This is a genomic window from Pseudomonas sp. 18-147, from assembly GCF_051048045.1.
In the GTDB taxonomy this organism is placed as follows: Bacteria; Pseudomonadota; Gammaproteobacteria; order Pseudomonadales; family Pseudomonadaceae; genus Pseudomonas; species Pseudomonas aeruginosa.
In genome coordinates this window covers 3344993-3358355 of record NZ_CP182296.1, presented here as the reverse complement: position 1 = coordinate 3358355, position 13363 = coordinate 3344993, and the positions used below count along the sequence as shown (strand labels likewise).

At 68.3% G+C, this 13363-nt stretch carries 11 protein-coding genes; 8 read left to right on the top strand and 3 right to left on the bottom strand.

Annotation, left to right across the window (positions count from 1 at the left end; all coding sequences use genetic code 11):
- Positions 1 to 216 precede the first annotated feature (216 nt).
- From ACM0M4_RS15990 to kynB, 3 genes are all read right to left on the bottom strand, one after another.
- Positions 217 to 1623 carry an amino acid permease gene (locus ACM0M4_RS15990; protein ID WP_003088769.1) on the bottom strand — a complete coding sequence of 469 codons (1407 nt, stop codon included), beginning with the start codon at positions 1621 to 1623 and terminating at the stop codon, positions 217 to 219.
- Between the two features lie 155 nt (positions 1624 to 1778).
- Complete coding sequence (kynU, locus tag ACM0M4_RS15985) at positions 1779 to 3029, bottom strand: kynureninase (RefSeq protein ID WP_003114854.1); 1251 nt, start codon at positions 3027 to 3029, stop codon at positions 1779 to 1781.
- Between the two features lie 3 nt (positions 3030 to 3032).
- Complete coding sequence (kynB, locus tag ACM0M4_RS15980; protein WP_003114853.1) at positions 3033 to 3674, bottom strand: kynurenine formamidase KynB; 642 nt, start codon at positions 3672 to 3674, stop codon at positions 3033 to 3035.
- A gap of 132 nt (positions 3675 to 3806) precedes the next feature.
- Between kynB and kynR the strand changes: the two genes are divergently transcribed.
- The 8 genes from kynR (at position 3807) to ACM0M4_RS15940 (ending at position 13357) form a co-directional block, all read left to right on the top strand.
- On the top strand, positions 3807 to 4283 hold the full coding sequence (kynR, locus tag ACM0M4_RS15975) for a kynurenine pathway transcriptional regulator KynR (protein WP_003088777.1): 477 nt from the start codon (positions 3807 to 3809) through the stop codon (positions 4281 to 4283).
- Between the two features lie 201 nt (positions 4284 to 4484).
- Positions 4485 to 5759 (top strand): aromatic ring-hydroxylating oxygenase subunit alpha, encoded by a 1275-nt coding sequence (locus ACM0M4_RS15970; RefSeq protein WP_003142518.1) that lies wholly within the window; start codon positions 4485 to 4487, stop codon positions 5757 to 5759.
- An 87-nt stretch (positions 5760 to 5846) separates the two neighbouring features.
- Positions 5847 to 7679 (top strand): asparagine synthase (glutamine-hydrolyzing), encoded by a 1833-nt coding sequence (asnB, locus tag ACM0M4_RS15965; RefSeq protein ID WP_003105325.1) that lies wholly within the window; start codon positions 5847 to 5849, stop codon positions 7677 to 7679.
- A gap of 27 nt (positions 7680 to 7706) precedes the next feature.
- Positions 7707 to 8216, top strand: coding sequence for an aromatic-ring-hydroxylating dioxygenase subunit beta (locus ACM0M4_RS15960; RefSeq protein WP_003105327.1), 510 nt, complete (start codon positions 7707 to 7709; stop codon positions 8214 to 8216).
- 10 nt (positions 8217 to 8226) lie between these two features.
- Entirely contained in the window at positions 8227 to 9129 is a 903-nt protein-coding gene (locus ACM0M4_RS15955; RefSeq protein WP_023084310.1) for an alpha/beta fold hydrolase, read from the top strand.
- Positions 9126 to 9782: a hypothetical protein gene (locus ACM0M4_RS15950; protein ID WP_003109668.1), complete on the top strand. Its 657-nt coding sequence runs from the start codon at positions 9126 to 9128 to the stop codon at positions 9780 to 9782. The genes ACM0M4_RS15955 and ACM0M4_RS15950 overlap by 4 nt, the downstream gene beginning before the upstream one ends.
- Positions 9766 to 10614: a class I SAM-dependent methyltransferase gene (locus tag ACM0M4_RS15945; RefSeq protein ID WP_054376328.1), complete on the top strand. Its 849-nt coding sequence runs from the start codon at positions 9766 to 9768 to the stop codon at positions 10612 to 10614. Before ACM0M4_RS15950 ends, ACM0M4_RS15945 begins: the two co-directional genes overlap by 17 nt.
- Before the next feature lie 91 nt (positions 10615 to 10705).
- Positions 10706 to 13357, top strand: a complete 2652-nt coding sequence (locus ACM0M4_RS15940) for a TonB-dependent receptor (protein ID WP_115288803.1) — start codon at positions 10706 to 10708, stop codon at positions 13355 to 13357.
- The last annotated feature ends 6 nt before the right edge of the window (positions 13358 to 13363 follow it).

Sequence of the window (13363 nt, the reverse complement as noted above, 5' to 3'; positions counted from 1 at the left end):
GGGCGTGCCGCCACTTCGTCCCTGACGGGAGCGCGCCGGCCGCGGCGCGCCGCGGGCCGGAACGTCCGGTTGGGCACTACGCTACGGAGTCGCGGCGGCCGGCGGGTAATGCTTTTTGTGCGACGGAAAAGGTATGGGAAACGGAACCGCCCGGTCCGGAAAGGGCGCGCCGGTCGGGCTTCGCCCTGCGCGCCAGGTTCGCAGGGCGGAGAGCGCCTAGGGCGTTGCCCGTTCTATCGGACAATCCCTGCCGGGCTTGCGGACGAAGACCAGGTAGAGTGCGCTGAGCAGCGCGAGGAACGGCACGCCGAAGACCAGGGTCATGCGGAACGCCTCGGTGAAGAAGGTGGTGACCAGGATCGCCGCCATCAGCGCCAGGCCGAGCAATGTCGACCAGGGCGCCAGGCGCATGCGGAAGGCCAGCGGCGCGCCGCCGTGGCGGGCGCGGTGGCGGCGGAAGCAGAGGTGGGTGAAGAAGATCATCAGCCAGGTGAAGAGGGCGCCGAACATCGACACCGCCATCATCAGGGTGAAGGACTGCTCGGGGTAGACCAGGTTGAGCAGGGTCGCCAGGGCGATACCGACGCTCGACAGCAGCAGCGCGTTCAGCGGCACGCCCTGGCGGCTCAGTTCGCCGAGGCCCTTCGGCGCGTGCCCCGCGCGCGACAGGCTGAACATCATCCGGGTGGTGATGTAGAGCTGGCTGTTCATCGCCGACAGCGCGGCCACCAGCACCACGAAGTTCATCACTCCGGTGGCGCCGGGCAGGCCGATCGCCTGCATCACCGTGACGAACGGGCTCTGGCTCTGCCCGGCCTGGTCCCAGGGGACGATGGCGAGCATCAGCGCCAGGGTCAGCAGGTAGAACACCACCAGGCGCACGATGGTCGAGCGGAACGCCGACTTCACCGCCTGTTCCGGATGCTCGGCCTCGGCGGCGGCGACCGCGATCATCTCCACGCTGAGATAACTGAAGATCGACACCACCACGGCGATCCACATGCCTTTCAGGCCGTGCGGGAAGAAGCCGCCGTGGGCGCTGTAGTTGTGCACGCCGTAGGCCGGGTTGGCGGAGCCGAACACCAGGTAGGCGCCGAGCAGGATGAAGGCGACGATGGCGGCGATCTTCAGTGTCGAGAAGCAGTATTCGAAGTTGCCGAAAGCTTTCACGCTGCTGGCGTTCAGGCCGATCAGCAGGGTCGAGAAGGAGATGATCCAGACCCATTCCGGGATACCGGCGAACCAGTACTTCATGTACATGGCCACCGCCGTGACCTCGGTGCCCACCGCCAGGACGATGGCCGCCCAGTAGGCGTAGCGCACCAGGAACCCGGCCAGCGGGCCGACGTAGTGCTCGGCGAAGGCGCCGAACGAGCCGGGGGTGGCATGGGCCACGGTCATTTCCGCCAGGCAGCCCATCAGCAGCAGGGTGATCAGCGCGCCGATGGCGTAGCTGAGCAGGACGCTGGGGCCGGCGAAACCGATGGCGAAGGCGCTGCCCATGAACAGGCCGGTGCCGATGGCGCCGCCGATGGCGATCATGCTCATCTGCGCGGCCGAGAGCCGCCGTTGCAGGCCCTGTTCGCGGCGCGAGATGGCCTCGAAGCCCTGGGGGTCGTTCATCTGGATGTCCTCTGGAATCTTATTGGGGTTCTTATGAATTGCCGAGGGAACGTCGGTGGCGATGTGCGGGTGCCGGTCGCGGGCTCCTGTGCGCGAGAGCGGTGGGTGCTCGCGGGCCGCCCCGGGAATACCGGCGCGGTCCGCGCGGGCGGGACTCAGGTCACCTTGTGCCGGACCTGGTAGCGCGGCTCTTTCCAGGCTTCGCTCTGGAGGATTTCCAGCAACGCCTGCACCGCATCCCAGACCTCGACGAAGCGGGTGTACAGCGGGGTGAAGCCGAAGCGCAGGATGCCCGGCTCGCGGTAGTCGCCGATTACCCCCCGGTCGATCAGGGCCTGGACGATGGCGTAGCCCTGGGCATGCTCGAAGCTGACATGGCTGCCGCGCCGGGCATGCTCGCGCGGGGTCACCAGGGTCAGGCCGAAGCGTTCGCAACGGCTTTCCACCAATTCGATGAACAGATCGGCGAGGGCCAGCGACTTGTCGCGCAGGCGCTGCATGTCGGTCCGGGCGAAGATATCCAGGCCGCATTCGACCAGGGCCAGCGAGGTGATCGGCTGGGTGCCGCAGAGGAACCGGGTGATGCCTTCGCCGGGCTGGTAGCGCGGCTCCATGGCGAACTGGCGGGAATGACCGAACCAGCCGGACAGCGGTTGCCAGACACGCTCGCGCAGGCGCGGCGCGACCCACACGTAGGCCGGCGAGCCGGGGCCGCCGTTGAGGTACTTGTAGGTGCAGCCGATGGCGTAGTCGGCGTCGGCCGCGTGCAGGTCCAGCGGCAGCGCGCCGGCCGAGTGGGCCAGGTCCCAGATCGCCAGGGCGCCGTTTTCGTGGACCAGGCGGGTGACCTCGCGCATGTCGTGCAGGTAGCCGGTCTTGTAGTTGACATGGCTGAGCATCACCACCGCGGTATCCGCGTCGATCGCCGCCGGCAATTGCTCCGGGTCATCTACCAGGCGTAGCCGGTAGCCGCGCTGGAGCATGTCGGTAAGGCCCTCGGCGATGTACAGATCAGTGGGGAAGTTGCTCGATTCGGAAACGATCACCTTGCGCCCTGGCGCGTCTTCCTCCTGGATCCGCAGGGCGGCGCTGAGCACCTTGAACAGGTTGATCGATGTGGTGTCGGTGATCACCACTTCGCCGGCGCGCGCGCCGATCAGGGGCGCCAGCTTGTCGCCGAGGCGCTCCGGCAGGCCGCGCCAGTCGGCGCTGTTCCAGCTGCGGATGAGCCCCTCGCCCCATTCCGCGGCGACCACTTCGGCGGCGCGCTCCACGGCGGCCCGGGGGCGGGCGCCGAGGGAGTTGCCGTCGAGGTAGATCACGCCGTCGGGCAGGGCGAACAGTTGGCGCAGGTCGGCCAGGGGATCGCCGGCGTCGAGCGCCAGGCAGTCGTCACGAGTGGTCATCGGTTACTCCGCGGTAGGCAGGGCGCGCAGCACGGCACGCACTGGGCTGGCATCGAGGTGGGTGAATTTCAGCGGCAGGGCGAGTAGTTCGTAGTCGCCGGCGGGCACGTCGTCGAGGACCACGCCTTCGAGGATCGCCATGCCGTGGCGGCCCACCGCGTGGTGGGCGTCGAGGGTCTTGGAGTGCTGGGGGTCGAGCGACGGGGTGTCGATGCCGACCAGCCTGACGCCGCGCTCGGCGAGGCACTCGATGGTGGCCGGAGCGATAGCGCAGAAGCCTTCCGGCCAGTTCGCCGGGACCCGTTCGAAGGTCCGTAGCAGCACCCGCGAGGGCAGGTCGTCGAGCTGGCCGGCGAGGTGTTCGGGGGTCACCAGCGGGTTAGCGCCGATACAGTGGATCACCCGGCACGGTCCCATGTAGATGTCCAGCGGCACCTGGCCGATGGGCAGGCCGTCGGCGCGGTAGTGCAGGGGGCCGTCGACGTGGGCGCCGGTATGCGGCGAAAGGGTGATCCGGCCGACGTTGACCGGGCACTGCTCGTCCAGCCGCGCCGCCCATTCCTGCTGGAACGGCGTGTCGCCGGGCCAGGTCGGCGTGTTCGGGTCGAGGGCGGGACTGATGTCCCAGTAGCGGAGCGAAGTCATTGTTTTTCTCCGGAAGTCCAGCGAATGATAATGAACGAGATTTCGGAGAATTTTCGTGCGAAATGCAAGGTCGCATGGCAATCTGTTCGCACAAAATTCGAAGATAGCTATTCATTCTGATAGGAATTGCACATGTCCCTGGACGCCATCGATCTGCGCATTCTCCGTCACCTGCAGCAGGACGGGCGGATGAGCAACCAGGACCTGGCGGAGAAGGTCTCCCTCTCGCCATCCGCCTGCCTGCGCCGGCTGCGCCTGCTGGAAAGCGAGGGGATCATCCGCGGCTACTCGGTGGAGCTGGATGCCGAGCGACTGGGCGTGGAGCTGGAAGCCATCGTCCATGTGTCGCTGCGCCAGGACGTCGAGGGTTGGCACGAGGCGTTCATCGCCAGGGTCCGGGACTGGCCGGAGGTGGTCACCGCCTATGTGGTGACCGGCGCCACCAACTATGTGCTACGGGTCCGGGCGCGCAACCTCAAGCACTATTCGGACTTCATCGTGAACAAGCTGAACCGCGCCGCCGGCGTCACCGACATCCGCTCGGAAATCGTCCTGCAGGAGATCAAGGCCGGTGCCGACCTGCTCGACCTGGTGAACCTGAAGAGTTGAACGGGGCGACCCCTCATAAAAGCATGAGTGCAATGAGCGGGAGGAATTTTCAGTCGTCGAGGGAAATAATTATTTTGTCTTTTTTCATGGGGTTACGAGTTATTAGCTAATGAATAAATAGTCTGCCGGAATTGATTTTCCCCGTGCTAGGTTTCCTCCGTCCCCGTTGCCGGGTTGTCAACGTTACACGGAGGTTAGGCGGTGAGTGAATATATCGAGACCGACGACGCAAGTTACTTCCGGGTCAGGCGCCAGGCCTATGTTTCCGCGGAACTGCACCGGCGCGAACTGCACGAGATATTCGACGACAGCTGGCTGTATGCCGCCCACCTCAGCGAACTGCGCGAGCCCGGCGACTTCATCACCCGCGACGTCGGCGGGCGCAACCTGATCATCCAGCGTCGCGCCGATGGCGAGCCGGCGGTCTACCTGAACGCCTGCGCGCACCGTGGGGCCAAGGTCTGCGCCGAGCGCCAGGGCAACAGCCAGCGTTTCACCTGTCCCTACCATGGCTGGACCTACGACAGCCACGGCAGCCTGATCGGCCTGCCGGACAAGGCCGCCTACCAGCATGCCGGGCAATGCCATCCGGAGCTGTCCCTGACACGGGTGAAACACGCGGTCTACCGCAACTTCCTGTTCATCCACTACGCCGCCCGGCAACCGTCCCTGGAAACCTACCTGGGCCAGGCGAAGGACTATATCGACCTGATCTGCGACCAGTCCGAGGCGGAACTGGAGATCATCCCCGGTGGCTTCGAGCATTCGATCAAGGCCAACTGGAAGCTGCTCGCGGAAAACGGCGTGGACGCCTACCACCTGCCGTTCGCCCACAAGCGCTACCTGGAATACCTGAATACCCTCGGCACCGATCCGGAGTCGCACAAGCGCCACGGTCGCGGCGAGGCGCTGGGCAACGGCCACGCGCTGATCATCAGCGGCCCGCCGTCCACCGGACGGCCGATCGCCTACTGGAGCCCGTTGTTCCCGGAAGCGCTCAAGCCGTCCATCGCCGCCAAGTTCGAACGCCTGGTGGAACGCTTCGGGCAGGCGCGAGCAGAGGACATCGCCCACACCAACAAAAGCCTGTTCATCTTTCCCAACCTGGTGATCAACGACATCCTCGGCCTGAACATCCGCTCGTTCTTCCCGACTGCCGCCGATGAGGTCAGCGTCACCGTATGGGGCGCCGGCTTCGCCGATGAGACCCGCGAGGAGCGGGCGGCGCGGATCAATGGGTTGATCTCGTTCATCGGCCCGGGCGGTTTCGGCACCCCCGACGACGTCGAGATCCTCGAATCCTGTCAGCGCGCCTACGCCCACGCCGCCCTCGGCTACAGCGATTTTTCCCGCGGCATGGGACCGGCAACCCGCCGCCACGTCGACGAGGAGCAGAACCGCGGCTTCTGGCGCGAGTGGAGCCGCCGGCTCGGGCAGCAGCCCGCCGCCCTGCGGCGTCTCGCCGTGGCCGTCTGAGCCGTCTTCAACCATCGCTCCCTGCAGATCCCTGCGCGCCGCCCTGGCTACGCGGGGAATAAAGGGTCACTGCAAGGAACGTCATCCATGTGTGGAATCACCGGCTGGACCGACTGGAGCCGCGACCTCGGCGAGCAGCGCAGCATCCTCGAACGCATGACCCGTACCCTGGCCCCGCGCGGGCCGGACGCCGAAGGCCTGTGGCTGTCGCGGCACGCGCTGCTCGGCCATCGGCGCCTGGCGATCATCGACCTGGAGAACGGCGCTCAACCGATGCTTGCCGAGGCTGGTGGGCGGGTGGCGCTGACCTACAGCGGCGAGGTCTACAACTTCCGCGAGCTGCGCGCCGAGCTGGAGACGCTGGGCCAGGTCTTCCGCACCCGCTCGGACACCGAAGTGGTGCTGCGCGCCTATCTGCAATGGGGCGAGGCTTCCTTCGCCCGCCTCCGCGGCATCTACGGCTTCGCCCTGTGGGACGAGCGCGAGCAGAGCCTGTGGCTGGTGCGCGATCGCTTCGGGGTCAAGCCGCTGTACTACTACCCGACCGCCGGAGGCGTGCTGTTCGCCTCGGAACCCAAGGCGATCTTCGCCAACCCCGAGGCCAACCCGGTGCTCGACGCCAGCGGCATCGCCGAGCTGTTCGCCCTGACCACCGCGCCGACTCCCGGCCACGGCCTGTACAAGGGCCTGCGCCAGGTCCGGCCGGGCCAGGCGCTGCGCTTCGACCGCAATGGTGTGCGCGAGTTGGTCTACTGGGCGCTGCGCGCGGAACGTCACGAAGAGGGCGCCGAGGACAGCGCCGAACGCGCCGGCCAGTTGCTCCGCGAGGCGGTGGCCGAGCAACTGGTGGCCGACGTCCCGCTGGGCAGCCTGCTTTCCGGCGGGCTCGACTCCAGCGCCATCAGCGCCTTCGCGGTGGCCGCGCTGGATGGCGACGCGCGGCGCCTGCCGACCTTCTCCGTGGACTTCCCCGGCGAAGGCCGCGGCTTCGTCCCGACGCCCTGGCAAAGCAGCTGGGACGAACCCTATGCGCAGCTGGCGGCGAACTTCCTCGGTACGCCGCACCGTACCGTGCTGGTCGCCCCGGAAGAGGTGCTGGAACAGGACGAGGCGGTGCTCCAGGCCCGCGACCTGCCCGGCTGGGGCGAGCTGGACGCCTCGCTCTACCTGCTGTTCCGCCAGGTCCGCGAGCACACCACGGTGGCACTGTCGGGCGAGTCGGCCGACGAGGTGTTCGGCGGCTACCCGTTCTTCCACGACCCGAGCGCCCTCGCACACGACGGCTTCCCCTGGCTGGCCGGCAAGAGCGGGCCCTGGCAACTGCTGCGGCGGGAGGTCGCCGAACGGGTGGCGGCGCCGGAATACATCCGGGCGCGCTACCGCGAGGCCCTCGCCGAAGTGCCGCGGCTGGATGGCGAGGATGCCGCCCAGCGACGCCAGCGCGAGGTCGCCTACCTGGCGCTGAGCCGCTGGCTGCCGGCGATGCTCGAACGCAAGGACCGGATGAGCATGGCGGTCGGCCTGGAAGTGCGCGTGCCGTTCTGCGACCACCGCCTGGTGGAGTACGTATGGAACCTGCCCTGGGCGCTGAAGAGCGTCGCCGGGGAAAGCAAGAGCCTGCTGCGCCGGGCCCTGCGCGGGCACCTGCCGCAGGCGATCCTGGAGCGGCGCAAGAGCGGTTTCCCGGCCAACCCCGACCCACGTTACCTGGCGCTGCTGCGCGAGCGGGTCGGCCGCCTGCTCGACGACGGCCGCTCGCCGCTGTTCGAACTGGTGGACGCCGGGCGGGTCCGCCAGGCTCTCGAACAGGGCACGCCGCTGCCCAGCCCGCGTGCCTCGGCGAGCCCGACCGCCGGCCTGGCCTACCTGCTGAACCTGGACCGTTGGCTGACCCGCCATGGGGTCGACATCAGCCTCTGAGCGGCACTTTCTTAGCGGAGGATACTCATGAGCCTTGCCTTGTCCCGTCCCGACAGCGACCTGCTGGCGCGGGTCAGCGATTTCCTCGTCGCCGAAGCCGAGCTGCTCGACGACCGCCTGCTGGATACCTGGTTCGCGCTGTTCGAGCGCGCCGCACGCTACCGGGTGCTGCCCTTGCAGGAGCAACTGGCCGGCCAGGCGCCGGAGGACAGCCTGTACATCATCGACGACGACCACGTGCGCCTGCGCGAGCGGGTCGACAGCATCCTCGGCGGGCATACCTGGATGGAGCAGCCGCGCTCGCGCACCCGCCGCCTGGTGGGCAACGTGCGGCTGAAGCGGGTCGAGGGCGAACTGGTCAGCAGCCGCAGCAACTTCGTCGTCCATCAGTTCCGCAACCGCGAGGCCTGGAGCTTCGTCGGCGAAGCCAGTCATGTCCTGCGCGACGGCCCCGGGGGCTTGCGCATCGTCTCGCGGGAGATCCGCCTGGACCACGAGACCATCAGCGCCCAGCGGCGCATCAGCATCATCCTGTGAGGCGCCGCCCATGAATACCGATCCGTTGCTGCCCGGCTTCGACTACCTGACCCTGCACACCTCCGCCGCGCGCCTCCGCGTCGCCGTGAAGGGCAGCGGCCCGCCGCTGCTGCTGTTGCATGGCTATCCGCAGACCCACCTGGCCTGGCATCGCATCGCTCCGCGCCTGGCCGAGGACTACAGCGTGGTCCTCGCCGACCTGCGCGGCTATGGCGAATCGCGGGCGCTGGACGAGGAGGGCGCCGACTATTCCAAGGCCGCGCTGGCCCGCGACCAACTGGAAACGATGGGCCAGCTAGGCTTCGAACGCTTCGCGGTGATCGGCCACGATCGCGGCGCGCGGGTCGGCTATCGCCTGGCGCTGGACCATCCGCAAGCGGTCGCGGCCTTCGTCTCGCTGACCGTGGTGCCGATCCTCGACAACTGGGCCGCGGTGAACAAGGCCTTCGCCCTCAACGCCTATCACTGGTTCCTCCTCGCCCAGCCGTACGACCTGCCGGAGCGCCTGATCGGCGCCGATCCGGAGCACTTCCTCGACTACACCCTGCGACGCATGGCCCAGGGCCGCGACATCTACCACCCGCAGGCGCTGGAAAGTTACCGCCGGGCGTTCCGCGACCCCGCCGTGCGCCATGCGATGTGCGAGGACTACCGGGCCGCGGTGGGCGTCGATGCCGACGCCGACCAGGCCGATCGCGACGCCGGCCGGCGCCTGCAATGCCCGGTCCAGGTGCTCTGGCAGGAGCGCCCCTACGCCGCCGGGCAGCATCCGCTGGAAATCTGGAAGATCTGGGCCGGGCAGGTCGAGGGCGCCGCCATCGGCGCCAGCCACATGCTTCCCGAGGACGCGCCGGACGCCGTGCTGGAGCACCTGCTGGGGTTTCTCGCCAGCCACCGGGAGGCGCTCCGATGAGCGCCGTCGAACGCGATCCGGCGGTGCAGGCGACGCTCTGGCGACAGCGGGTGTTCGAGGTGCACGCGGCGATGTCCGCCTACGTCGCCGAGCGCCATCGGCGTGAAGACCTGGGGGACTGGGTGGCGACCAGCGCGCGGATATTCGCCGATCTGCCGGCGACCGACGACCTGCGCGCCGAAGCCTGGCAGGCGGTGTTCTTCCGCGCCCAGGCGCTGATCGAACAGTTCATCGTCGCGCGCCCGGCGGATTACCGGCTCGACGACTGGGCGCGCGCCACCGCGCGGATCTATCGCGCGCTGGAACCGGCGGGGCGGGGCGATCCGGCCAGCGCCGCCGACCGTCTGGCACGCCAGGCCGCGCTCTACGGTTCGCGTTTCGAGGTGCAGGCCGAGGCTGACGGGCGCGCGGTATTCCACAACCGTCACTGCGCGATCTGGGACTACCGCGAGCGCGCCCGCGCCCGAGGCGTGCCGATCACCCTGGAGTCGGCCTGCACCTATTGCACCAAGCTGCTGTCGGCGTTCGTCGCCGCCAGCGATTGCCGCGCCGACTGGCGGCTCTACGAAGAGCCGCAAGGCCACGGCTGCGTATGGACCATCACGGCGGACAGCCTCAACCAAGGAGCAGGCGTACATGAACGCGATCATTGAACAGGCGCGCAGCCTGGACGGCTACCAGGATTCCAGCGAACTGCTGCAACGTCGCGACCAGGACTGGGTGCTCGACCGCGCCGGCATCGAGCCGCGCAGCCTGCTCGATCTCGGCTGCGGCATCGGCTCGCTGCTGCTCGGCGGCGCCCGGCGCTGGCCCGGCCTGCAACGGTTGTGGGGCATCGAGCGTTCGCCGCTACGCCTGGAGCAGGCGCGCGCGCAGTTGCGCGGGGCTGGCGTCGAGGCGCGTCTGCTGGAGGGCGACCTGCTCGACCTGCCGCCGCTGGCGGAACGCTTCGAGCTGATCAGCATGACCGCCGTGCTGCACTGGCTGTATCCCGATGAAGAGCGGCTGTTCCGGTGGGTCGCGCGGCACCTCGAGGCGCAGGGGGTATTCCTGTTCACCTCGCACCATCCGTTCGCCGAGGATGGCCTCGGCGGCGAGGACGACCTGGTCGCCCAGGCCCTGGTCGAGATGGGCCTGGCTGCGCCGGAACGGGTGGCGGCGCTCTACGCGGAAGCCGGGCTGCTGCCGATGGGCACCCGCACCCGTGGCCGGGAGGCGTTGCGCGAACGCGTCGAACGACACTACCGGGTCGACTCCATCGTCTCCCGCCCGGCGGTCCTGCGTGTCGCCGACTCCGCCGAATACCAGCGTTTCCACGCCGCCACCTTCGGCACCTATTTCGCACCGCTGGTGCCGGCGACGCGCCTGGAGGAATTCTTCGTCCGCCTCGGGCGGATCGCCGAGCGGCGCATGCAGGCCGACGGACAGGTCAGCGAAATCCCGGTCAGTGTCTGGCGCTGCCGGGCTCGGGAGGGCGAGGCATAACCTTATGCGCAATCGGTCTGCCGCGCGGCTGAAAATCGGTACGGGCAATTGCACTCGGTGGCATCCGCAACCGATCAAGGATGAACCGACCATGTCCAACCCGCGTTCGCCACGTCTTCGACTTGTCCCCGTGCTCTGCGCGGTCGGCCTGGCCTGCCTTGGCCAGCCCGGCGAGTCGGCGGCAGAGGAGGTCCGCGCCACCAGCAGCGCCGAGATCCAGCGCTTCGACATCCCGGCCGGCGAACTGGCCCAGGTACTGCTGAGCATAGTCCGCCAGAGTCGCACCCCGATCGCCTTCGACCAGCACCTGGTGGAGGGCCTGCCGGCACCGGCGATCCAGGGCTCCTACAGCGTCGAGCAGGCGCTGCAGCGGGCCTTGCAGGGCAGCGGCCTGGAATACATCCGCAGCGCCGCCGGCGTGCTCAGCCTGCAACGCGCCACGGCGCCGGATGCCGCGCTGCCGGCGGCGAAGCCCGCCGGGACCCTGGCCACGGTGGTGGTCACCGGCACCCGCAAGGCCGATGTCAAGGCCGGCGAGAGCCTGGCACCGATCGATGTGGTCAGCGCCGAGCAATTGCGCGACAGTGGCAGCGGCGACCTGCGCGACGCCCTGGTGCGCCTGCTGCCCTCGCTGTCGCGCCAGGCCCAGGCCTACAACGCTTCGGCGCTGACCAACGCGCAGTCGCTGCGCGGCCTGAGTCCCAACCACGTGCTGGTGCTGGTGAACGGCAAGCGCCGTCACGAGACCGCCAACATCAATGTCAGCGGCGGGCTGCAGAGCGGCTCCACCGGGGTCGACCTGGATACCATCCCGCTCGCCGCCATCGAGCGCATCGAGGTGCTGCGCGACGGCGCCTCGGCGCAGTACGGCTCGGACGCCATCGCCGGGGTGATCAACGTCATCCTCAAGTCGGCCGACCACGGCGGCCGGCTCGCCTACGACAACGGTCGCTACGGCGATGGCGACGGCCTGACCCAGAACGGCGGGGTGAATGGCGGCCTGCGTTTCGGCGAGAGCGGTTTCCTCAACCTCAGCGCGCAGTTCCGCGAACAGGCGCGGACCATCCGCGCCGGCATCGACCAGCGTACCGGGCACTACGGCAACCCGTCCATCGGCGACCCTTCGCTGCACCGCCAGGCGCTGGCCTACAACGCCGGCGTGGCGCTGGGCGACAACGTCGAGCTGTACAGCTTCGCCACCTATACCCATCGCTCGGTGTCCTCGGCGCAGATCTACCAGTTGCCGTCCCTGGCGCCGCGACTCTATCCGAACGGCTTCACCCCGCGCATCACCAGCGACGAGGACGACTATTCGCTGACCCTCGGCGCCCGTGGCGGCGAGCTGTTCGGCGCCTGGGACTGGGACCTCAGTTCGACCTACGGTGCCGACCGCCCGGAGATCGGCATGGACCATTCGATCAACCTCGCCCTCTACGGCGAGACCGGCGATTCGCCGCGCTCCTTCGACCTGGCGCGCTACAAGGCCACCCAGTGGACCAACAATCTCGACCTGCGCCGCGACTTCGACCTCGCCTGGCTGCCGGCGCCGCTGAATTTCTCCTGGGGCCTGGAGCAGCGCCGCGAGCTCTACGAGGTCGAGGCCGGCGATCCCTGGTCCTACTACAACGGCGGTTCCAAGGCACTCCCCGGGCAGGCGCCGGCCACCGCCGGACAGTGGAGCCGCGACGTGCTCGGCGCCTATCTCGACCTGTCCATCGCCCTCGACGAGCGCTGGCAACTGGAGACGGCGGCGCGCTACGAGCACTACAGCGACTTCGGCAGCACCACCAACGGCAAGCTCGCCAGCCGCTACCGCTTCAGCCCCGAGGTATCGGCGCGGGCCAGTCTCAGCAGCGGCTTCCGCGCGCCGTCGCTGGCCCAGGAGAACTACACAAGCCTGGGCGTCTCGCCGACCATCGCCAGCGGCCTGCTGGCGGTCAACTCGCCGGCGGCCAGGCTGCTCGGCGCCGAAGACCTGGAGCCGGAAAAATCGATCAGCTACAACCTCGGCCTGGTGCTCGATCCCTTGCCGGACCTGAACCTGGCCATCGACGCCTATCGCATCGAGATCCGCGACCGCATCGTCGACGGTGCCACCTATTCCGGACAGCCGGCGATCGATGCGCTGCGCGCCGGCGGGATCAGCATCCCGGCCGGACTGACCCAGGTCAGCACCCACTACATGACCAACGGCGCCGACACCCGTACCCACGGCCTCGACCTCACCGCCAGCTACCTGACCCGGCTCGGCGAGTGGGGCCGGATCGACTGGCGCCTGGGCGCCAACGTCAATCGCACGAAGCTGGTCAGGAATCATCGCGGGCGCAACGGCCAGCCGCTGCTCAACGACCAGCAGCAGGCCTGGATCACCAGCTCCACGCCGCGCAGCCAGGTCAGCCTGCAGGCCGACTGGAGCTACCGGCGCTGGGGCCTGACCCTGCGCGAAACGCGCTACAGCAAGACGGTTTCCGAACTGGACTACTACACCGGCGAGCATGCCTATTCGACCACGGTCTTCAACCGCTTCGAGAATTCGCCCAAGTACATCACCGACGTTGCCCTGCGCTATGCGGCGAGCCGCAACCTGACCCTGAGCGCCGGGGCCAACAATCTGTTCGACGTGAAGCCCGACAAGCTGCCGGCCGAGAGCGCCTACCTCGGCTTCAACCAGTACGACACCTATGCCTCGCAGATCAGCTTCAACGGCGCCTTCTACTACCTCGGCGCGGCCTACACCTTCTAAGGAGGA